The 23,738-nt window shown below is 43.7% G+C and carries 16 protein-coding genes; 4 read left to right on the top strand and 12 right to left on the bottom strand.

Translation table 11 applies throughout. From position 1 onward, the window contains the following. Position 1: 1 nt before the first annotated feature. From HZA08_11310 to HZA08_11260, 11 genes are all read right to left on the bottom strand, one after another. Entirely contained in the window at positions 2-2,749 is a 2,748-nt protein-coding gene (locus tag HZA08_11310) for a HAMP domain-containing protein (protein ID MBI5194010.1), read from the bottom strand. Positions 2,750-3,096: 347 nt separating this feature from the next. Then, complete coding sequence (locus HZA08_11305; protein ID MBI5194009.1) at positions 3,097-3,846, bottom strand: ParA family protein; 750 nt, start codon at positions 3,844-3,846, stop codon at positions 3,097-3,099. Between the two features lie 414 nt (positions 3,847-4,260). Next, positions 4,261-4,548: a type II toxin-antitoxin system mRNA interferase toxin, RelE/StbE family gene (locus tag HZA08_11300; protein MBI5194008.1), complete on the bottom strand. Its 288-nt coding sequence runs from the start codon at positions 4,546-4,548 to the stop codon at positions 4,261-4,263. Continuing rightward, a complete protein-coding gene (locus HZA08_11295; protein ID MBI5194007.1) occupies positions 4,548-4,760 on the bottom strand; it encodes a hypothetical protein in 213 nt (70 codons plus the stop codon). The genes HZA08_11300 and HZA08_11295 overlap by 1 nt, the downstream gene beginning before the upstream one ends. A gap of 88 nt (positions 4,761-4,848) precedes the next feature. Beyond that, the gene (locus HZA08_11290) at positions 4,849-7,398 is read right to left on the bottom strand and encodes a response regulator (GenBank protein MBI5194006.1); all 2,550 of its coding nucleotides are present in this window, start codon (positions 7,396-7,398) and stop codon (positions 4,849-4,851) included. Between the two features lie 155 nt (positions 7,399-7,553). Beyond that, complete coding sequence (gene cheB / locus HZA08_11285; GenBank protein MBI5194005.1) at positions 7,554-8,738, bottom strand: chemotaxis-specific protein-glutamate methyltransferase CheB; 1,185 nt, start codon at positions 8,736-8,738, stop codon at positions 7,554-7,556. A 234-nt stretch (positions 8,739-8,972) separates the two neighbouring features. Beyond that, on the bottom strand, positions 8,973-11,219 hold the full coding sequence (locus HZA08_11280) for a response regulator (GenBank protein ID MBI5194004.1): 2,247 nt from the start codon (positions 11,217-11,219) through the stop codon (positions 8,973-8,975). Between the two features lie 297 nt (positions 11,220-11,516). After that, positions 11,517-13,157: a methyl-accepting chemotaxis protein gene (locus tag HZA08_11275; protein ID MBI5194003.1), complete on the bottom strand. Its 1,641-nt coding sequence runs from the start codon at positions 13,155-13,157 to the stop codon at positions 11,517-11,519. Between the two features lie 274 nt (positions 13,158-13,431). Next, positions 13,432-14,028 carry a purine-binding chemotaxis protein CheW gene (locus tag HZA08_11270; GenBank protein MBI5194002.1) on the bottom strand — a complete coding sequence of 199 codons (597 nt, stop codon included), beginning with the start codon at positions 14,026-14,028 and terminating at the stop codon, positions 13,432-13,434. A 226-nt stretch (positions 14,029-14,254) separates the two neighbouring features. Beyond that, a complete protein-coding gene (locus HZA08_11265; GenBank protein MBI5194001.1) occupies positions 14,255-15,805 on the bottom strand; it encodes a chemotaxis protein CheR in 1,551 nt (516 codons plus the stop codon). Between the two features lie 62 nt (positions 15,806-15,867). Further along, positions 15,868-16,353, bottom strand: coding sequence for a purine-binding chemotaxis protein CheW (locus tag HZA08_11260; GenBank protein ID MBI5194000.1), 486 nt, complete (start codon positions 16,351-16,353; stop codon positions 15,868-15,870). A 260-nt stretch (positions 16,354-16,613) separates the two neighbouring features. Between HZA08_11260 and ligA the strand changes: the two genes are divergently transcribed. The 4 genes from ligA (at position 16,614) to HZA08_11240 (ending at position 22,413) form a co-directional block, all read left to right on the top strand. Next, positions 16,614-18,782, top strand: a complete 2,169-nt coding sequence (ligA, locus tag HZA08_11255; GenBank protein MBI5193999.1) for an NAD-dependent DNA ligase LigA — start codon at positions 16,614-16,616, stop codon at positions 18,780-18,782. Positions 18,783-18,836: 54 nt separating this feature from the next. Then, on the top strand, positions 18,837-19,958 hold the full coding sequence (locus HZA08_11250) for a hypothetical protein (GenBank protein MBI5193998.1): 1,122 nt from the start codon (positions 18,837-18,839) through the stop codon (positions 19,956-19,958). A 266-nt stretch (positions 19,959-20,224) separates the two neighbouring features. Then, positions 20,225-20,893 (top strand): response regulator transcription factor, encoded by a 669-nt coding sequence (locus HZA08_11245; protein MBI5193997.1) that lies wholly within the window; start codon positions 20,225-20,227, stop codon positions 20,891-20,893. Between the two features lie 131 nt (positions 20,894-21,024). Beyond that, a complete protein-coding gene (locus tag HZA08_11240) occupies positions 21,025-22,413 on the top strand; it encodes a HAMP domain-containing protein (GenBank protein ID MBI5193996.1) in 1,389 nt (462 codons plus the stop codon). Between the two features lie 210 nt (positions 22,414-22,623). On the opposite strand, the gene HZA08_11235 is transcribed toward HZA08_11240, so the two are convergent. Next, on the bottom strand, positions 22,624-23,481 hold the full coding sequence (locus HZA08_11235) for a class I SAM-dependent methyltransferase (protein MBI5193995.1): 858 nt from the start codon (positions 23,479-23,481) through the stop codon (positions 22,624-22,626). Between the last annotated feature and the right edge of the window lie 257 nt (positions 23,482-23,738).

Raw genomic sequence — 23,738 nt, 5'->3', positions numbered from 1 at the left:
TTCATAGTTTCCCTGCACGCACGGCCTCAATAGCCGCATTGATGGCAAGGATGTTTGTCTGGGTGGCAATATCCCGGATAACCTCTACAATCTCCTGAATCTGCTCACTGCTCTTACTGAGGGACTCAATCCTTGCAACTGACTCTTTTGAACCGTCAAGCATGAGGTCAGTATATTTGATGGTCTCTCCCATTGCCTTGCCGCCCTCTGCAGCAGCCCTGTTTGCAACCTCTGCGGCCTCGTTCATGCTCTCTGCCTGACCCAGCGTATTTGATGCTGTCTTGCCGACCCCTTCAGACTCCTTGGATGCCGCGGCTATCTGCGAAGCCTGCCCCTTCGCACCCTCGGCAATCTGACCGACTGAAGACGACAACTGTGTAACCATTGCATTCATCTCCTGTCCTGCACTGAGCATGTTCTGTGAAACAGAGCCTATATTGATACCTGCCTCCCTTAGCTCTGTTACAATACCGCGCAGACTCTCCATAGTACCGTTAATTCCGTCAACCATGGAATTAAATTCACCGAGTGCCTTTACCTCAATCATCTTTGTAAGGTTACCTTCACCAACCATGGCCATTACATCATTGATCTCACCTATAATCGTATTCAGGTTATCAACCATGCCGTTAATGGTATTCTTTAACTCAAGTATCTCACCCCTTGCATCAACCACAATCTTCTGAGACAGGTCACCATTTGCAACCGCTGTTGTAACACCCGCGATATTTCTCACCTGGCTGGTAAGGTTGGATGCCATCATGTTGACATTCTCTGTAAGCTCCTTCCACGTACCGCCAACACCCTTTACCTCAGCCTGTCCGCCGAGTTTTCCGTCAGTGCCGACCTCTCTTGCAACACGAGTTACTTCTGAGGCGAAGCCATTGAGCTGATCAACCATTGTATTTATAGTATTCTTCAGCTCCATTATTTCGCCTCTTGCCTCAACCGTAATCTTCTTTGAGAGGTCACCATTTGCAACTGCTGTTGCAACGCTCGCGATATTTCTGACCTGGTTGGTAAGATTAGAGACAAGCATATTTACATTATCCGTAAGGTCTTTCCATGTACCGCCCACGCCCTTGACCTCCGCCTGACCACCGAGTTTACCGTCAGTACCAACCTCCCTTGCAACACGCGTAACCTCTGAGGCAAAGCCATTGAGCTGGTCAACCATCCTGTTAATCGTATCCTTTAACTGGCGGATCTCTCCTTTTGCCTCAACTGTAATCTTCTGAGACAGGTCACCATTTGCAACCGCTGTTGTAACACTTGCAATATTTCTCACCTGGCTTGTAAGGTTGGATGCCATCATATTCACGTTCTCTGTAAGTTCACGCCACGTACCGCCTACACCGCGCACCTCAGCCTGTCCGCCAAGTTTTCCTTCTGCACCAACCTCTCTTGCAACACGTGTAACCTCTGAGGCAAATGCATTTAACTGATCAACCATTATATTGACGGTATTCTTGAGTTCCAGTATCTCCCCCTTGGCCTCTACTGTAATCTTCTTTGAGAGGTCACCTGTAGCAACTGCTGTTGTAACGCTCGCAATATTTCTCACCTGGCTGGTGAGGTTATTTGCCATCATATTCACATTGTCTGTCAGCTCCTTCCATGTCCCTGCAACACCCTTTACCTGTGCCTGACCGCCGAGCTTCCCATCCACACCTACCTCTCTTGCAACACGCGTAACCTCTGAGGCAAAGGCATTGAGCTGGTCAACCATTGTATTAATCGTATCCTTCAACTCAAGCATCTCACCCTTAACCTCAACTGTAATCTTTTTGGAGAGATCGCCGTTTGCAACCGCTGTTGTTACATCTGCAATATTTCGCACCTGACTGGTAAGGTTGTTTGCCATCATATTCACATTGTCTGTGAGTTCCTTCCATGTACCTGCAACACCTTTAACCTCAGCCTGGCCGCCAAGTTTACCGTCTGTGCCTACCTCTCTTGCAACACGCGTAACCTCTGATGCAAAGGCACTGAGCTGGTCAACCATTTTATTTACTGTTTCCTTTAATTGGAGTATCTCGCCTTTAGCCTCAACTGTAATCTTTTGCGACATATCGCCGTTTGCAACCGCTGTTGTCACCTTTGCAATATCCCTGACCTGAGATGTCAGACTGCTTGCCATTGCATTGACATTATATGTTAATTCCTTCCATGTACCGGCTATCCCCTCTACCTTTGCCTGGCCGCCGAGTTTGCCTTCTGTGCCGACCTCTTTGGAAACACGAGTTACCTCAGAAGCAAATAACCCCAACTGGCCGACCATTGTATTCACTATTGTTCCAATCCGTGCGAACTCGCCTTTTAAAGGCTTACCCTCGATTTCCATACGCATCTTTTTTGAAAGGTCACCTTCAGCAACCGCGGTAATTACCCTTCCAACCTCAGTAGTCGGCTGTGCCATTGCGTTTATAAGGGAATTAAATGATTCTATGTTCAGCATCCATGCCCCTTGAATTCCTGAGAGGGATGCTCGCTCAGTAAGTTTACCCTCTTCACCGATTGCCTTGCTTATCCTCATAATCTCATTTGTAATCCCCTGATTAATCCCTATCAATTCATTAAAGACAACAGCTACCTCACCGAATCTCTCATCCTCAGGCAGTCTCGTTGTAAAGTCCCCGTTCTTTGCCGCCCTCAATGCCCTTAACAGCATGGGCATCAGAGAAGGGGGTATACCCCCATGCCTTTTGCCGCCCTCCGGCTCCTTTACAAAATACGGCTCATCTTCCATCATCACATCCCCGCCTTCTGTACTCTTGATTAGCTTGTGCTTTGAAATATTTTCTCCTAATGGCATGTTTTACCTCCTGGTTATTTTGTTCAGTGTTACCAGTAAACCCAATAGCCAACATCAACCCCATCCCCACCCTACCCCTCCCCTTGAAGGGGAGGGGATTTATGAGGTACTTGACCCGCCCCTTGTAGAGGAGGGAATTTACATGTAGATATTTCCCTCTTTTATTCCCTCCCCAACAGGGAGTGCTACGCCTCAAAATATTTCCTCTCCCTCAGGGAGAGTTACGCCTCTTACTATTCCCTCTCCCTCAGTGAGAGGGTTAGGGTGAGGGTGGGGTTCATCTACTTCATCTTTAAAAATTCTTTTGCAAAGGCCATGTAATCTTTTGCCCCGTTTGAAGATGGTGCATAGTGAATTACGCTTTGTGCATGGGATGGTGATTCTGCGACGCGAACATTGTATCTTATCTTTGTCTCAAACAGATTCTGATCAATGTTGTTTTTGATATAGTCCAATACCTCTTTACTCAGTTTCAAACGGCTGTCATATCTGACTGCAATGATTCCTTTAATAGGCAGTTCCTTTTTAAAGGTGCTTCTGCAATCCCCGACTGTTTTCATAAAACCGTTCAGGCCTTCAAGACTAAGAACCTCCATCGGCATGGGTACAACCAGCTCGTCAGCGGCTTTTAAGGCATTGAGCATCAGGATTGATATGGATGGCGGAGAGTCAATAAGGATGTAATCAAACTTGGAACTACATTCAGCAAGATTTTTTAATAAGTAGTTTTCCCTTCCGGGCCGGTCTTTCAAATAAAGCTCTATATCCGCAAGCTCTGTTGAAGAAGGGGCAACGTACATACCCTCCTTTTCAACTAGTATCTCTTTCAGTGTCTTTTGACCGGCAAAGACATCGGATATGGTGAACTCTGGGGCAATAATTCCAAGTGCATAAGTTAGTCCGGCATGTGGATCAAGGTCAATAAGCATAACCTTTTTCCCGAGGATTGAAATGGCGCTCCCAAGGTTCAGGACAGTAGTAGTCTTACCGGTCCCGCCTTTTTGATTCACGATGGCTGTAATCTTTTTCACGAAAAAGTATCACCTCCTTAAGTGGAGAGTACCCCATCCCCACCCTAACCCTCCCCTTGAAGGGGAGGGAATTTAAAATGTACCTAATCTTCCCCTTGGAGGGGAAGGAATATACGTGGTTCAACCTCCCTTAGCCTTTTCTTTATTCCCTCTCCCTCAGGGAGAACGTCAGCCATACTTTTATTCCCTCTCCCTCAGGGAGAGGGTTAGGGTGAGGGTGGGGTTAATATTTCTTAGTTGTGATTGCCTTGGTGATTTACTTTTGAATTTGGAACTATCTTTTGAATTTCAGATGGAGAATTGATTATTATAATAAAAAGAGCTGATATTGATATAACTGAATTAAACTGCTGTGTCAAGGACAGACGGCCTCATCATGTCATCTTTACACCTTTTCCGGTAATGAGTTTGGATTTAATACACCTCATCATGTGTACCAATCTCTATCAGGAAAATATCATCATCTCCTTTTTCTTTCTCACCCTTTACAAAATCAAATATAATACGTAAATCATATCCTGCACTGCACGCCCATGTACCTGAAAGTTTACCTTTAAGTTTATGCGTTTCCAATTGAGGAGTAAATGGGTCTTCTGTCAAAAGTCTCAGGGTGTTTGCAATATCTTGTTTACAATTGGGTTGTTTTTTTATAAATTTCTTTAATGCCCGGCTAAAAGTGTTACTCCATATAAGAGTCCTCATTAAGAAATCTCCCTCATTAATTCATCTATATCTCCTTTCCTTATTTCCCCGCGTGCATATTCTTCTTTAGCCTCTTTTATGCGGAGTGAGAGATTATCCCTGCGTTCTTCGATTAATCTTTGTTTTACAATTGTAATCAGGGATTCTCTTTGCTCTTCCGGTAATGATTCAACTAAATCGAGGGCATCATTAAAAAAAGATTTACTTTTCATAGGATACTCCTTTCGTTGTCATTCCCACAGTATTATCCTCCTTCTGTCATTCCCGCAGTCTTTAAGCGGGAATGTGTTGTTGTTTTCATTATACTCTTATTCCGGTAATCACCTCATGCACTACCCTGCTTAGGTCTGAGAAGCGGTATGGTTTTACTATGAAGCCGCTGAAACCGTATTTCTTATACTCAGCAATCATTATGTCATTTGAATAACCGCTTGAGACTATGGCTTTAACTGAAGGGTCTTCTTCTATGAGTTTCTTTATAGCAACAGCGCCGCCCATTCCTCCGGGGACTGTCAGATCCATTATTACTGCACTAAATGGTGAGCCTGTATGCATAGCATTTTTATATAGCTCTATTGCTTCACGCCCGTCTTTTGCGGATACTACGTCATACCCAAGTTTCTTCAGCATCTCTTCTGTAAGCTCTCTGATAATCTCCTCATCATCCATAATCAAAACCCTGCCTGTTCCATGCAGGAACTGTTCTTCCGCATGTTTTACAACAGGGGCTTTCTGTAAAGATACAGGAAGATATATATAGAATACTGTTCCTTCACCAGGATTTGACTCAACAGTAATGTAACCCTCATGATTTTTTACTATTGAATATACAGATGCAAGCCCGAGACCGGATCCGCCTACCTTGGTTGTGAAATAAGGGTCAAATATCATGGGGAGAATATCTTTAGGTATACCTGTCCCTGTATCTTTAACACTAATCTTTACATATCTGCCCGGATCTAACGGAAGGTTGTCTGTAACCCTGACCTCTGTATTTTCCGCAGATATAGATAAAGTCCCGCCATTAATCATCGCCTGTTTTGCATTTAAAACAAGATTATTGATGACCTGGCTGAATTGTCCCTTATCCACTTCAACAAGCCGCAGATCATCATGCAATGAGAAATTACAAATTATCTTTGAACCCCTTAATGCAAACATGGCGGATTCTTCAATGAGTTCATTAATATAAGATGCCTCTTTTAAGGGTGCCCCGCCTTTGGAAAAAGTTAACAACTGCCATGTCAAATCCCTTGCCCTTAATGTTGCCTTTTCAGCATCAGCCAACAGGCTGTAATTCTTTTTATCATTTACGATCTCCATCAGTACCATTGAGATATTGCCGAGGATACCGGTAAGGAGGTTGTTAAAGTCATGTGCAATGCCGCCGGCAAGGACACCTACTGATTCAAGCTTGTCCTTTCTTATAATATCTTCAACTCTCTTCTTTCGATCTGTAACATCCCGGAAGAATATCATAATAGCAGGCTCACCCTCCCAGATAGTCCCTGATGTAGTTATCTCTATGGGTATTTCTATGTTATCTTTTGAAAGGATAGATGTCTCAAACTGCTCAGAGAAGGGTTTCCCTGTCATCATCATCTTTTTGCATTTCGCAGATATTTTATCTGCATCAGCAGGAATAATAATATCCTTACATGGCATATTCATCAGTTCAGATTCACTGTATCCGGTTAAAACAGACATACGATGATTAGCATATATAAAAACATCCGGTGCTTTGGCTATTAAGATGCCGTCTCCTGAATTCTCCGCAAGTGCCCTGAAATTTTCTTCTGAGGATTTGAGTTTCTCTGTACGTTCCAGAACCTTTGACTCAAGCTGTTGATTTAGCTGTTGCAGTTCCCTCTGCATATATACAAGGTCACTGTTCTGGCGGATGGCTCCTTCATAAGTTGAGAGGAGAAAATTTACTACCTGCCTGAAACCGGCATTTATTACAAACCATTCCCCCCAGAAGTTTATCTCAATACCCTTTAATTGCATGTCTTCAAGCCTGTGCTGTGAAGCAGCGATAAGAAACTGGATCTTGGATAAGAGATAGTTTTCGTCAAAAGGCTTGGTAAAGAAACCATCAGCTACAACAGAGACCTTTTGCACTAAAAGCTTACTGTCCTGTAATGATGTTAAAAAAATTATTGGTGTATTTTTCAGGGCGTCATCATTTTTAATCTTATTGGCCAATTCAAAACCGTCCATAACCGGCATAATAATGTCAGAGATAATAAGTGAAGGTCCTACCTCTTTTGCAATCTCAAACCCCTCTGCCCCGTTTGAGGCTGTTAATACTGAATAGCCTTCTTCTTCGAGTAAAAACTTTATCTGCTCTGCCTGTGTGGGGCTATCTTCAACAATAAGTATATTTTCCTGTTTAGAAGCAGCCTCCTGTTTTTGTCTGAGAGAGAGTACAGTCTGTATTCGTGTCAGAATAATCTCTTCATTATATGGTTTTATAATAAAATCATCAGCCCCGCACTCAAGTCCTTTGATTATATCCCTTGGCTCAGAAAGACGTGTAAGGAGGACAACCGGGATATGTCTGGTTTCAAAATTTCCTTTAATCCTGCGGCAGAGTTCATAACCATCCATCTCAGGCATCAGTATATCTGCAACAACAATCAGCGGCTTTTGTTTTTTTATGAATTCAAGCGCCTCCTTTGCACTACCGGCTGTCTTGCAGGGATGATCAAGAAAACAAAGAATTGTTTCCACCTGCTGTGCCTGCGTAGGGCTGTCTTCAACGATTAAGATATAATTTTTATCGTCCATTTCAGTATCCCTTTCCTGTAGATTATTAATGCCCTGTATTTCATCTCCATATAACCCCATCCCCACCCTAACCCTCCCCTTGAAGGGGAGGGAATTATTTGAAAAACCTAACCCTCTCCTTAGAAGGGGAGGGAATTACAAAGAAGCCCCTCCCTATATTCCCTCTCCCTCAGGGAGAGGGTTAGGGTGAGGGTGGGGTTTGGGTTGGGCTTTAATCACGCCTCTCTCCCAATCTTCTCCAGCAACGCCGCTATCCTCTCCGGCGGAAGCACTTGTGCAGCCCCGCCGAGCCTTATTGCCTCGCCGGGCATCCCATGCACAACAGAGCTTTCTTTATCCTGAGCAATAGTTAATGCCCCGCTGTATCTCATCAGACAAAGCTCTTCAGCCCCATCCCTTCCCATCCCTGTAAGCAGTATGCCTGCGGCACTTCCTCCATAAGCATTAAATGCAGAACGGAAGAGATAAGATACTGACGGCCTTATGCCGTTTTCCGGAGAGGCATCACTCAAGGAAATCCTTTTTCCCTTATCTACACCCAGATGAAGGTCCTCAGGGGCAAAATATATTGTTCCCGGTTTTATACGCTCTCCATCTGAAGCAATAACTACGGGAAGTTCAATATTGTTTCCCAGCCATTCAACTAAACCTCTGAGAAAACCCATTGCAATGTGCTGGACAATAAGTATTGGAACAGGAAATCCTGCATGAAGTCCGGAAAGTACTCTTAGAAGCACCGGCGGCCCGCCGGTAGAGGCACCGATGGCAATGAGCTTGATGTCGTTATGAGGAACTGGAGATGACCCCATCCCCACCCTATCCCTCCCCTTGAAGGGGAGGGAATAACAAGGATCCCCTTCTATTCCCTCTCCCTCAGGGAGAGGGTTAGGGTGAGGGTGGGGTTTCGCCGTGGATACTAAGGTTGATATTATCTTACTTTTGTTCCACCTTTTTACAACCTTTACCTCAGACATAAGTTTCACAGTCTGTATCAGTTCACTCGCGGTATGTTCGTATCTGGGATTACCGGGCCCCGGAGGTTTCTCCACAACTGCAATGGCACCTGCCTGTATGGCCTTAAATGACCTTTCAACATCCCGATGGCTGAAACTGGCGCTTACAATGATTATGGGAACCGGATTTATCTCCATAATCTTTCTGGTTGCTGCAAGACCGTTCATGTCGGGCATATTAACATCCATAGTGATTACATCCGGTTTGTTATCGCTAACAAAATTAACAGCCTCTTCACCGTCTTCAGCCATCCCCATTACATGCAATTTCGGGTCAGATTCCAGTATATGTTTTAAATATTCCCGCACCACAGCCGAGTCTTCCACAATCAGTACGTTTATTTTTTTGTGTTGTTCCGGCAAGATGTTCTCCTTTGTTAACCCCATCCCCACCCTAACCCTCCCCTTGAAAGGGAGGGAATTATTTGAAGAACCTAACCCTCTTCTGAAGGGGAGGGAATAAACTTAGCACCCTCTCCCTCAGGGAGCACCTCAGTCACCTTATATTCCCTCTCCCTCAGGGAGAACGTCAGTCACCTTATATTCCCTCTCCCTCAGGGAGAGGGTTAGGGTGAGGGTGGGGTTCGCCTTTCTTCCATTCACTATTCACTATCCACTGCCTTATATCAGCCTTCTAATCACTTCAATCAAATTACTCTGATCAAAACTGCTCTTCACTATATATGCATTAGCCCCAACGCTGATGCCTTTTTCACGGTCTTCTCTTGTCTCGAGGGCTGTTACTAATACTACAGGAAGTTCAGCAAGTTTTTTATCACTGCGTATCTTTGAGCAGAGGCCGAATCCATCCATGCGGGGCATTTCAATATCGGATACTACAAGGTCAAAATCCTCTGTCTTGAGCATTGTTATGGCATCAACACCATCTACTGCTGTCCTGACATTATATCCTGCGGATTCAAGGATATTTTTTAACAGGATTCGGGATGTTATCGAATCCTCTGCAACAAGGATTGACAACTTTTCTGTTTCAACCTCTGTTGTCATTACAGGATATACCGGCAGTGCACTTACAGCATTTTTTAAGGCAGTCCTTATCAGGTCACTAACATTGAGAACCGGAACAGTCCTGCCTGTCCCCATGATTGCGGCGACTGAGACATTTCTTACACGTACAAGCTGTGTTCCGAGATTTTTAACCAATACCTCTGACTCTTCAATTATCTCATCAACACCGGCCGCAATATTTATATCCATACCTTTTAATATCAAGACTGTAACGTATTCCGACTTGGGCCGGATACTTTTTCCCGTATCAATCTGAAGTATATCTTTAAGCCGTACATACGATACAGGTCGGCTATTATACACTATGCACTCCCTGTTTTCTACTGTCTTTATTTCATCCTTTTTTATCATCATTACCTTTAAAACATTATTTGAATGGACAATAAATACTTGGTCATTAACACGTATCAGAATCCCCCGGAATGTGGCAAGAGTAACAGGGATTATTATTGAAAATGCAGTACCGGAATTTAACTCAGATTTTACTGTTACAGTCCCGCTGAGATTATCTATCTTCTCTCGTACAATAGCGAGACCAAGCCCCCTGCCTGATATTGAGGTAATCAACGGAGAGGTTGAAAACCCTGAATGAAAGATAAAGGATAATGCATCTTCATCATTCAGACTTTCAGCAGTCTCCCTTGAGATTAGTCCATTTTTAATGGACGTTCCCTTAATCTTCTCAATATCAATACCTTTACCGTTATCAGAAATAATAATCTCAACCTTACTGTTCTCCTTAAGTGATATATTAATTGAAATAGTACCTGTTCTATCTTTGTTGTTTGCCTCCCTTACTGCGGGATATTCAATTCCATGGTCAATACAGTTTCTTATAATATGGATTAACGGGTCTTTAATCTCTGCAAGTATCCTCCTGTCCACTTCAACATCTTCTCCCTGAATCTTTAGGATAACCTCTTTCCCCTGTTCATGCGAGACAGACCTTACAAGTAACGGAAACCCCTCTGTAATCTCAGAGAACGACTGCATCATTGCCTTCTTGGATTCATCAATGAGATTGTCTACTGCCCTGGTAAATATTACATCTGCCTGCCGGGCGGATTTTTTCAATGCTGAGAGTTTGTTTTTTATTGACTTCAGTTGTAATACTACATATTCTGAAGTTTCAGTATCTTCTATTGGTGAAATAGCAGACATCTTTCTTTTAAACGCATCAAATGTATTGTAAATATCATTAACCTCTGAATAGCGCTGGCCCTCAGTGCGCTTAATCGCCAGCATCTCTTCTGATTTGTGGAGAAGGGCATTGAGTTTTGCGGTGGAGATTTTGATGGTGTCGTGGGAGAGTGACCCCATCCCCACCCTAACCCTCCCCTTGAATGGGAGGGAATTATCCTCTCCCTCAGGGAGAGGATAAAGGTGAGGGTGGGGTTTTCCGCCCTCCGCACTCTCCGGTATCGGCGGCATCTTCACAAGCACTGACAACCCCGCTGCAACCCTGGATAATTCTTCTTCACCTATCAATGTCCCATCTGCTTTCATAGAGGACAACCGGCGGTTCATTGATTCAAGTGCCTTATGTAATGAGTTAAACGTTTCTGAAGACCTCTTAATACCCTCATGTCTCCAGTCATCAAAAATGTCCTCCAGCGACTGACAGATGGACTCAATATCTGTTAAATTGACAGCCCTTGCGGCCCCTTTGAGCGTGTGACATGCACGGAATATGGTTTCAAGCACCCCTGCTTCTTCTTCCCTCGGCTTGGGGGTCTCAAGCCCAAGCAGGCCATTGGATATAGCCCTCAGATGCTCCTGTGCCTCCCCCCTGAAGGTAACCAACAACCGCTTATGGAACTCTTCTTCACGCTTGTTCATGAATAAATAAACCCCATCCCCACCCTAACCCTCCCCTTGAAGGGGAGGGAATTATTTGAAAAACCTAACCCTCTCGAAGGGGAGGGAATAACAAGGCTCCCCCTCTATTCCCTCTCCCTCAGGGAGCGTCAGCACCTCTTATATTCCCTCTCCCTCAGGGAGCGCCGGTTCCTCTTATTTCCCTCTCCCTCAGGGAGAGGGTTAGGGTGAGGGTGGGGTTTCTGTTTTCTTTCTTCTTGCTTCTTTCTTCTTGTTTCTTACTTCTTACTTCTATCCACTAACCACTATCCACTTTCTTCAACTCACCCTGTAATAATCCACTAGCGTCTTCAATCTCTGCCCGACCTCCTGCAGTGTGCGCATTGTCAATTCGACCTGTCTTGTGCTTGCGGCGTTCTGTGTTGTTGCCTGTTTGATGTTATTCATTGCAAGTGCTACCTGGTCCATGCCTATCAACTGCTGTTGGCTTGATGCGGCTATTTGTATAGCAGATTGTGAGGCTTCAGTAATACCTTTTGAAAGTTCCTGTATTGCATTGCCTGTGTTGGAGGATTGCTTGACCACAGCCTCCACAGCCTTAGCCCCCTTCTCTGTAGCCATCACCGCGGCTGTGTTTGATTTCTGTATATCATTAAGTATTATCCTTACCTGTCTGGTAGCCTGTTTGGACTGCTCTGCAAGGCTCTTTATCTCCTGTGCAACAACAATAAAACCCTTGCCGTATTCCCCCACCTTTGTTGCCTCAATAGCGGCATTTACTGCAAGGAGATTGGACTGTTCCGCTATATCATCCACCGCAGCAATAATCTCTCCAATGGCCTGACTGTGTTCACTGAGTTTAACAATAGTCTCAGCAATATAGTCCATCTGGGATTTAATATTGTTGATCCCATCTATAGTCTCGCCCACAAGTCTCATGCCGTTTTGAGAAAACTGTACTGCATTCTGTGCAACTGCTGAAACATTCTTTGCCTTCTCAGATGCCATATTAACTGTCTGTTTAACCTCTTCCACTGTAGTGGTGGTCTCTGTGACAGCTATGGCAGTCTGTTCAGTACCTGCTGCAAGCTGTGCAGTTGTTGACGCAATCTCATTAGATGAGGATGCAAGGACGCTGACTGATTCTGAGATATCCCTTGTTTGTCTCTGCATCCGCTCTATCATTGTACGGAAGATGCGCATTAAAACACCAACCTCATCAAGTCTTCCATTAAGGGGAAAACTTACAGTAAGGTCACCGGAAGAGACCTTTTCAGCCGTTTCTGATAACTCTTTTAACGGCCTTGCGATTATACTGTTCCAGAAAAATACCATGATAATGCTTGCAACGATTGCTATAACACCGGCTGTGTAAAAGATACTCTTTGTCCTTGCTGTCTCCTGTTCTGATTCAGATAAATGCAGTTTTACCCTTTCATTTTCCATTTTCAGGAGTTCTGTTGTAATAGCCTTCATCTTTTCATATCGTTCAGCCTGAATCCCCATAGCAAGTCTCCTTGCCTGATCAATCTTCTTATCATATATCAGAGGGACAATCTCATTATCCCTTGTCTGTGTGAATGCACCCCTAATGTCGCTTAATTCATTAAGCATACTCTGGTCTTCCGGTGTGTCCTTATTTCTTTCTGTAAGCCTGTACATCAACTTCCCGATCTGACTGGAGCGTTCCTTTATGAGTTGATGCCATTTTCCCCTTCCGGTTTCATCATTAACCGCCATCATTGAAAGCAAACCGACCCTGACCTCATTTTCATAAGACATGAGAGTCAGTAGGTCGGTAGTATTTGCGAACTCATGTTTAACTGTCTCCTTCTCCCGGTCTTCAACCCTTGCAATACCTTTTATTGAAAACATGATGACTACGATCAACAAGATAATGCCGAGTCCAAAACTCAATAACAGCTTGGTGCGTGTGGAGAGATCAATAAACCACTTCATATATCATTCCTCCTAAGTTTGAATTCATACGAAAATAAACCCCATCCCCACCCTAACCCTCCCCTTGAAGGGGAGGGAATATTTGAACTACCTAACCACATCCTCTTGAAGGGGAGGGAATATTTGAACTACATAACCACATCCTCTTGAAGGAGAGGGAATTAACTTAGCACCCTCTCCCTCAGGGAGCGTCAGCACCTCTTATATTCCCTCTCCCTCAGGGAGAGGGTTAGGGTGAGGGTGGGGTATCTAACTTCTAACTTCCTACCTCTCTTCATACCGTTTCATCTATGATCATCTTTTTATCAGTTAAGAGTTTCTCTGCATCAATAAACACAACCTGATCTCTTGTAATGCCTTTTAGATATTCTTCTCTAATCCCTGTCAGTGTGGGCAATTTTGGTTCAATTTCATTCATATTCAGATTACGGACACCTGTGATTGAGTCTGCAAGTATCCCAAACTCCATTTCTTCATTATGAAGTATTATAACCTTATTCAGGTAAGAGATCCCTTTGGCAGGGAGGTCAAAAAATCTCTTTAAATCTATCACAGAGATTATCTCTCCCCTGAGATTGATTATCCCTGCTGTAAACAAGGGCGTGCAGGGTATTCTGATAAGCTCGTTCAGTACAATAATCTCCCGTACATAGCTTGTCTGAATTGCATATCTTTCATAAGCCAGCACAAATTCAACAACCTCAATATATTCACCTTCTGCAGTCTTTTCCTCAGACTCCCTTGCAAGGGCCTCAGCCCTCTTTTTAAGGATGACAGCCCGTTCCTCTCCTGATTGGCTGAATCCGCTCTCAATGGCTTTATTTACTGCTTCAAGACGATTGTATATTTCAGTCCAGTTTATTGTTGGCATGCGTTATTAACCCCATCCCCACCCTAACCCTCCCCTTGAAGGGGAGGGAATTAACTTAGTACCCTCTCCCTCAGGGAGCGTTAGTTCCTCTTATATTCCCTCTCCCTCAGGGAGCATCAGTTCCTCTTATATTCCCTCTCCCTCAGGGAGAGGGTCAGGGTGAGGGTGGGGTATCTAAGTTTTCTTACTTCTAACTTCTTACCTCTGACTAACCACTAACCACTATTCACTGTACCAATGCCCCAACAATCTCCACCATCCTCCCCGCCGTCATTCCATCAGACTCCGGAAGCACTTCATCCGGGTTTAATGATGATGACAGGTCTGAGGCATTTTTAAAATACTTATTTGCGGATTTAATATTTCCTTTAATCAGCATTATGTTTCCAAGCAGAAAGTATGGAATCACAAACCTTGGGTCAAGGTAGAGAGCATTCTTTAATGACCTTACAGCCTCCTCAGTCCTGCCCTTCTCCAAAAGTACCGTGGCTGTCAGATAATGATATGCCGGGTTCACTACCTCTTCCGATACCGCCTTTTTACACCACACTAATGCCTCATCAAGCATGCCCTGATTTGCATAAGCCCGTATAATTAAAGGATATGCCTCAGGGTTGTCATATTCATGAGATATGAGCTTGCATAGTTCATTAATCGCTTCTGAGTATTGGCCGGATTTGAAAAGGGAGGAGGCTTCTTCTAAAACCATCCCCACCCTACCCCTCCCCTTGAAGGGGAGGGAAATTTCCTCCGTTTTTATTTCTTCTACCATCTTACTTCTTGCTTCTGACTTCTTACTTCTTTCTTCTGACTCATCATATCTGACTTCTGACTTCTTACTTCTTGCTTCTGACTCATCATATCTTACTTCTAACTTCTGACTTCTTGCTTCTGCTCCCTGCCCACCCTCAGCCTTTACCCTGACTCCTTTCTTGTAAAGAATCACCTCTGGAAAATTAATCGTAGTGAATCTTGCTGATAATGTCCTGACCGGGTCTGTTGGGCTGGAAAACAAAAACCCGCCCTCAACTAATGAGTTTGCAAATCCATTGATTACCTTCCCTGAACATTCATCAGTCAGGTACATAAGTACATTGCGGGAAAATATCAGGTCCATGGCATTTGTATTATTCAGCAGGGATGGGTATATATCATCCGCAAGATTAAGATATGAAAAGGTTACCATCTTCTTAATAAATGGTAATATCTCATACTTCCCTCCGGCCTTGTTCCTAAAATATCTTTCTTTAATCCAGTCAGGGGTCTCACGAAATGACCATTCGCCGTATATCCCTTCAGATGCCCTATTAATAAATTTAGTATTTATATCAGTTGCGAGTATTGTTATATTCCAGTTTTTAATATCCGGTATCGTCCTGTTAAGTAGTATTGCTATTGAATAAGGCTCTTCACCTGTACTACATCCGGCACTCCAAATCCTCAGGTGTTTTTCATTCCCATGTTTAGCATTTAATTTCTCATGTATTATTTGGGGCAGTATAGTCTCTTCCAACACCTTAAAACTCATGCTGTCCCTGAAAAAATATGTCTCTCCAACAGTAAGGTGGCTTGCAAGGGTTTCTATATTTTTCTTTGTCAGTGTGGTTGACAGGAGCCATGAAATAAAGGCTTCTGTATTATTAAAACCAAACTCAACAGTTGCAGTCCCCATCCTCCTCTCAAGCTCAGGCAGTTGAGTCTCGGTAAAGCTAAGACCTGTTGCTGATGTAATAAATTCACTTAATCGTGAAAGAATGTCAGGGGAAATCAACGGCATCAGCTAATCCTTTTATTAGTGAATGGTTAATAGTAAATGGTGAATGGTAAAACCTGTCTTCACTATTCACTATTCACTATTGCTTTATCAATAGCATACCCTTCTTCTAATGACAAAAACTTATTAATATCATGTATCAGTACCATGCCGTCTTCAAGTTTCAGGATGCCCTCAACATGTTCAATACCATTAATAATATCCGGTGGAGAAACTATCTTGGATTCATCGAGTTCAATGACATCTTTAACTGTATCCACAACGATCCCAAGCTTCCTTACGCCGGTGCTTACAATAATAATTGAATCAGTTAATCCTGATTCCTTATCAGGAAGTTGGAAGCGGTTTCTGATATTTACTACAGGGACTATTAATCCCTGAACGTTTATAATTCCAAGGACTATCTCAGGTGCCTTAGGTAAAGGGGTTATCTCAACCATACGGATTGTTCTTTCAACAGAGGATGTTCGCAGGGCAAACAGGAGGTCATCAAGTGTAAATACTAAAATATATGGGGTTTGAGAAGATTTATTTTCATAGGATTCGTTCATTAAATCCCTTCGATTGAATACCTTTTTTAAGGTACTTATCAGGTATATGGGCAGATAATATCATTGCTGTTAGTAAATTACAATACCTTATCATTAGCATCATCATAGGCTCACCCCCACCCTATCCCTCCACTCTCAAGGGGGAGGGTATTTTGTTATGTTCCATCTCCCTTGAGAGTGGAGGGGAAAAATACTTTGAAGTCTTATTCTACTTGTGCTATATAAGAGGTACATGAACCAGCATACAGAGAGCGGTTACTATGGATAAACATGCGGCTGTAAACCGGATTGCTGAACTCAGAGAACAGATAAATTATCACAACTACCTTTACTATGTCCTTGACTCGCCTGAAATCGCTGATTCTGAATATGACAGGCTCATGCACGAGCTTATTGAACTTGAAAAACAATTCCCTGATTTAAAAACACCTGATTCACCGACCATGCGGGTGGGTGCACCACCGCTGAAAGAATTTAATTCTGTAACCCACACCATACCCCTTCTAAGTCTTTCAAATACAGAAACAGAAGAAGACACACTTGAGTTTGACAGGCGAATAAAAAGGTTTCTTCATCTTGGAGAATCTGAAGATATAGAGTACGCTGCAGAACCTAAGATGGACGGTCTGGCAGTGGAATTGGTTTATGAAAATGGCGTACTTAAGGTTGCATCTACACGTGGTGACGGTTTTACCGGCGAAGATGTTACACTGAACATTAAAACCATCAGGACAGTACCATTGAATCTCCTGAATATACACACCTCTGTCCCGGAAAAACTGGAGGTCCGCGGGGAGGTCTTTATTAAGGTAAAAGATTTCCAGAAATTGAATAAGATACGTGAGGAGAGCGGAGAACCCCTTTTTGCAAATCCCAGAAACTCCGCCGCAGGGTCTTTAAGACAGCTTGATTCAGGCATCACGGCAAAAAGACCGTTAGATATTTTCTTCTATGGTGTTGGGGAGATGGCAGGTCATAAGTTTAATACACATACAGAGATATTAGAGGAAATTAAAAAGCTGGGACTGAAAACCAATCCTCTGAACAAATTGTGCAGGAGTATAAATGAGGCAATTGAATGGTATAAGGAGATTGGGAGGAGAAGGGATGCGGAGACTGAGAAGGAACCCCACCCTCACCCTAACCCTCTCCCTGAGGGAGAGGGAATTAGAAGAATAGAACTATCTCCCATTATGGGAGTGGAAACAATCATAGCCCCCTCTCCCCTACGGGGAGAGGGTCAGGGTGAGAGGGAGTCAGGCAATTCCCTCGACTATGAGGTTGACGGCGTGGTTATTAAGGTCAACAGCCTTGAGCTTCAGGAGAGGCTCGGTTCAGTCGCAAGGAGTCCCAAATGGGCTGTTGCATTTAAGTTCGAACCGCGGCAGGCTACTACAAAGATAATTAAAATAGAGGCTCAGGTAGGCCGTACAGGGATTCTAACACCGGTAGCAATAATGGAGACTGTAAAGGTAGGCGGTGTAACGGTCAGCAGGTCTACGCTCCATAATCAGGATGAGATTGACAGGAAAGATGTCCGTGAAGGAGACTGGGTGCTGATTCAGAGGGCTGGAGATGTTATACCTGAGGTTGTAAAGGTTATAACATCTAAAAGGACAGGTGAAGAGATACCATATCATCTGCCTGATAAGTGTCCTGTATGCAGTGCGGATGTATTAAAGGAGGATGTTTATTACAGGTGCACAGGTATCAATTGTCCTGCACAGTTGAAAGAGAGGATTCGCCATTTTGCATCACGGAGGGCAATGGATATTGAAGGACTCGGCGATAAACTTACAGAGCAGTTAGTCAATAAAGGGCTTGTAAAAAATATCTCAGATATATATTATCTAACCGGAGAGCAAATTGCCGGACTTGAAAGGATGGCAGAAAAATCAGCACAAAATATAATTGATGCCATTGAATCAAGCAGGGAAAAGCAACTTCCGAAAATAGTCTTCGCCCTCGGAATAAGGCATGTCGGCGAACAGACAGGAAAACTGTTAGCATCAAAGTTTGGAAGCATTGAAAGTCTTATGGAGGCTGATGAAGAGACACTGCAGACAGTTGCCGGCATAGGCCCTGAAATCGCTCAGAGTATCGTTAAATTCTTTAAACAGGATGATAATAATAAGGAGTTAGATAGATTAAAAAATGCAGGAATAAAGTTTACCCCAATCCGGACAATGCAAACAACAAAGGAGGAAAAATTAAAAGATAAAACATTTGTTTTGACCGGTTCACTCAGGTCATTTTCACGCGAAGAGGCAAAAGAAAAGATTGAGGCCCTCGGAGGTCATGTATCATCAAGTGTAAGCAGGAATACTGATTTTGTAGTAGAAGGGGCTGATGCCGGTTCTAAGGCAGTAAAGGCAAGGGAATTAAATGTCAGCATCATTACTGAAGAAGAATTTCTAAAAATGCTGTGATTTTATTATGTGATTACATTATTTGATTACATTAACTAAGGGGAGGACATCACAATGTTAACTAAAGATGACTTAAATCGCCTGAACAGCATGAGAGATGAAGGGAAATTGTATACCAGTGTTTTTCTGAATGTTAATCCGGTTACAAATCCAAAGGGTGAGTATTTTGTTAACGCCAGGAATCTTTTGAAACAGGAGACCGACAAACTTAACAGCTCTGATCAGAAACTCATTCAGGAGGATATTAAGAGGATTGAAACGTACATCAAGTCCGGTAAAACGGAATTTAAAAAGTCTATTGCAATATTCAGTTCTTCCACTGCTGACCTGTGGGAGGTTTATCACCTCGCTGTTCCTGTCAAGAATCAGGCTGTCATTGACCGTACGCCTTATGTTAAACCGCTTGCAGGTATACTCGATCAATATCACAGCTATGCAGTTGCAGTAGTTGACAGGGAACATGCAAGGATATTCAGGATCCAGCTTGGAGAGATTTCCGAGTACTCTGAACTTTTCACACCGGACATTCCCCGGAAGCATAAAAAAGGCGGATGGCAGGGAAGGGATGAAAACCGTTTCAGGAGGCACATTGATGTCCATGTCCATTTTCACCTGATGGATGTTGTAAAACACCTTGAGGCATTACTGCACTTAGGTGAGGTAAATCACATTATACTCGCAGGTTCAGAGGAATCTGTTATCACGTTTAATAAAATGCTTCCTCAGCCTATCATTGCAAAGATTTCAGGGACATTTATTGCCGACATGCATGCAGGCAATGACGAAATACTTATAAAGACGATGGAGATTATAAAAGAAAACGGTAAAACCTCGGAAGAAGGTCTTGTGGAAGAATTGATAACAAGGTCAAACAAGAACGGTTCAGCCGCTGCCGGTTTACAGGACGTACTTACCCAGATGCAGGCAGGCAACGTTCACCGCCTGATTTACTTAGACGGTTTTAATGCCGCCGGGTTCAGATGCACATCCTGCAATTTCCTTACAATGCAGGATATGGGTAAATGCCCATACTGCGGTGCTGAATTTGAAAAGATTGATCATCTTATTGATTACACAATTCAGCGTGCCATTGACAAGGGAGCGGCAATTTCAGCAATTGTTGAGAATACAAAGCTGAAAGTGGCAGGGAGTATCGGGGCGTTGCTGAGGTATTAAAGACAGTAAGCAGTGAGAAGTGAGCAGTGAGCAGTGAGCAGAAGTAAGAAGTTAGAGGCAAGATAACAGAAAATCCCACCCTCACCCTGACCCTCTCCCTGAGGGAGAGGGGGCGTTGTTTTCCCCTCCCTTTCAAAGGTAGGGTTAAGTAACTCTGTTGATTCCCTTCCCTTCAAGGGGAGGGGTAGGTATTTCAATTATTCCCTCCACTTCAAGGGGAGGGGTAGGGTGGGGATGGGGTTTTCTTAGCAGGAAAGGAATAGTATATGCGTATTTTACTTGTTGAAGATGAAAAGGACCTGGCGGCTATTGTAAAACAGGGGCTTGAGGAAGATGGCTATATAGTAGAAACAGCTCATGATGGTGAGGAAGGGCTGTACATGGCTGAGAACTTTCCGGCAGATGCTATCATACTTGATATTATGCTCCCTGTAATGGATGGGCTTACCATCCTGAAAACAATCAGGCAAAAGGGGATTATAACGCCTGTACTGCTCCTCACAGCAAGGGATGCAATCGTTGACAAGATCGCCGGACTTGATACAGGTGCTGATGACTACTTAACCAAACCCTTTTCATTTCCTGAACTGCTTGCACGTGTCCGGTCACTCCTGCGCCGTAAAGGGTCAGTCAAAGAAGCATTAATAAATATCAGCGACCTTGAGATTAATACTGCCAGCCACGAAGTTAAACGTGCCGGAAATATCATCGCCCTTTCTGCCAAAGAATATGCACTCCTTGAATATCTTGCATATAATAGAAATAAGGTACTAAGCCGTACAGATATTGTAGAGCATATATACCATGAGGAAACCGATATGGACTCAAACGTAGTAGATGTCTATATAAACTACCTTAGAAATAAGATTGACAAGGACTCCAATAATAAACTGATTCAGACTGTCAGGGGCGCGGGGTACATTTTAAAAGGATAGCACATAAAGCCCCCCCTCCCCTTAATCCCCTCCCGCAAGGGGAGGGGAGATACGAAGGAGCGATAGTAATTCCCCCTCCCTTGACGGGAGGGGGTTAGGGGGAGGGGGGGCAACGTTAATTTCAAAATATTATGTTTAAATCCATAAAACTTAAACTATTTGCATGGCTTCTAATCATCTTTTCTTTCATCCTTACCGGCTTGGGGATATTCCTGTATTATGAACTCAGGAGTTTTGTATTGGCCCAGGTAGACCATCAGTTAATGGCCTCTCTTCAGACCATTGCGGATGTCATGCTGATTGAGGAATCTCATGGTCAATTGCAGATGGAACTTTGGGAACTGGCTAATGTAAAGAGGGGTGAATATGCTGAGAAACTATCCGGTCACTACTACCAGATTACATCATCAACCGGTGAGATATTGTCACGATCCCCTTCTTTATGGCTGGCAAATGTGAATCTTCCTCCTTTAATAGGCACAACAGTACCTCAGTTTTCTACAATTACAGGCCCCAAAAATATTCCTCTCCGTGTTACTTACCAGTCAATGGATTTCTCTATAGGTCCCTTAACCTTACAAATGGCAGACGCACTGGATGATACTCATGAGATCCTTGAGAATTTCAGGAATATTATTATCTTCACACTCCCGATGGTCTTTATCATAGCAGGGTTTGGGGGCTTATTAATAACGAGCAGGACCCTGCGTCCTCTAAAAACCTTTTCCGCAAAGATAGGTCAGATTACTGAAGAAAATCTGAGCGATAGGGTTGATGAAAAGGACCTTGACAATGAACTCAAGCCGCTTGCTGTTAGTTTTAACAAGATGCTTGTAAATATAGAAGGTGCATTTGCAAGGCAAAGACAATTCCTGTCCGATGCATCGCATGAGCTTAGAACCCCTACCTCAATAATTAAAAGTTATTGTGATGTTACTCTAAGCAGGGAAAGGACTGCAAAGGATTACAGAGATGCCTTAAATAAAGTGGGAGAATCCGTAAACAGGATGTGCGACCTTATTAACAGGATATTGGTTATATCAAGGCATGATACAAAGACCATGCAGATAAGACCCTCAACACTAAATCTTGGAGATATTATTAAGGATGTGTTAAGACTTCTTGAGACGACAGCGGCAAATAAGGAGGTTAGTATGAATTATACTGACCGGAGCGTCATTGTGAGTTGCGACAGGGAGTCAATAACAGAAGTCCTTACCAATTTAGCAGAAAACGCCATCAAATATAATCGTCAAGGCGGATCCATTAATATTGAATTAAGTGAAGACCTTAACTGGGCTATAACAACTGTAAAAGATTCCGGTATCGGTATACCCTCAGAAGAGATTACAAAAATATTCGACAGATTTTATCGTGTGGATACAAGCAGAGGACAGACAACCGGCAGCGGCCTCGGCCTCTCAATCGTAAAGGCAATCATCGAGGCACATCAGGGAAAGGTAGAAGTAGAAAGCGCAATAGGCAAAGGAAGCATATTCCGGATTTATCTGCCTAAATAAATATATATAACCCCATCCCCACCCTAACCCTCCCCTTGAAGGGGAGGGAATAACCGTAGCCCCCTACCCTTCAGAGAGAATCAGACACCACTATCCCCTCTCTCTCAGAGAGAGTCAGGCACAATTATTCCCTCTCCCTCAGGGAGAGGGTCAGGGTGAGGGTGGGGTTTATATATCTTCCTTCTTGCTTCTAACTTCTGCTCCCAGCCCTTACAAAGCCTTCCTCCCCACCACTATCCTGAACGCCATCGGCAAAACAATCTTATCGCCGACTTTATACTTGCTCACTGATTCTTTTATCTTTGAATCAACATCCGACGCCTGTTCAGCGGATAGTTTAGCAAATAGAGGTTTTAATGGTGCGGCCATATCCTTTATATTAAGAAGATACTCGTCTGCTGAATCGAATATAGAATCACCTGTAACCTCTTCATCTGCAACCCCGGTAAGACCGACATCTTTCATAATATTAAGCAGGTCAGCAGGTTTGGAGAGCCGGAATATCCCAGGCTGTCCAGGGACAGGAGAAGGAACCTCTGTAAATTGTTTCAGGACTTCGACTGCTATCCTTATAAAAGGATTTTTATCCGGCATAGACCAGACTGCCGTTGCAACATAACCCCCCGGCCTTAAAACCCTGATAATCTCTTTCATTGCCTGTGGAATGTCAGGTAAAAACATAAGACAGAACCGGCTAATAACTGCATCAAAGGACTCTTTTTCAAAAGGGAGTGTTGAAACATCCTCTGCCATGAACCTTACGTTTGAAAGCCCCAGTGCCTCTGCCTTCCTCCTTGCAACAGCAAGCATGTTTTCAGACAAGTCAACACCCACAACTGACCCACTATCCCCTACTATTCGCGAAACAAGTATTGATGGATTACCCGTGCCGCATCCGAGGTCAAGCACGGCCTGCCCCGGCCTGAGCCTCAAATCTCCTATCAGTCTGTAACTGACGTACGACAGGTTCTCCTCAAGATACTCGTCCCACTTCTCCCACGCAGATGCAACCCTGTTCCAGTCCTGCCGCTGTTTTTCGATATACTGTTTTGGATCTATTGTAGACATTTATTTTTTCCTCCGTAATTTTTGTTAAACGTAATTTGGTTCATCCGAAAATCACTTCCGGCGGGGTAAGAAAACCCCGCCTATCCATTTCTTCGAGGATAGGCGGGACTTTCTTGTCCCGCTGATTTTCATGGCCCTTTGTGAACCCTCTGTTCATGCGAGTTCATCCGAAAATCACCCCCCCATGCCCCCCCTTGAAAAAAGGGGGGGATTGCCGTTGGCCATTGAGAACCTTTCCCCCCCTTAACAAGGGGGGG

This window comes from Nitrospirota bacterium (assembly GCA_016212215.1).
Lineage (GTDB): Bacteria > Nitrospirota > 9FT-COMBO-42-15 > HDB-SIOI813 > HDB-SIOI813 > JACRGV01.
Note: the sequence above shows the minus strand (reverse complement) of the source record. Positions and strands in the feature narration are given on the sequence as shown.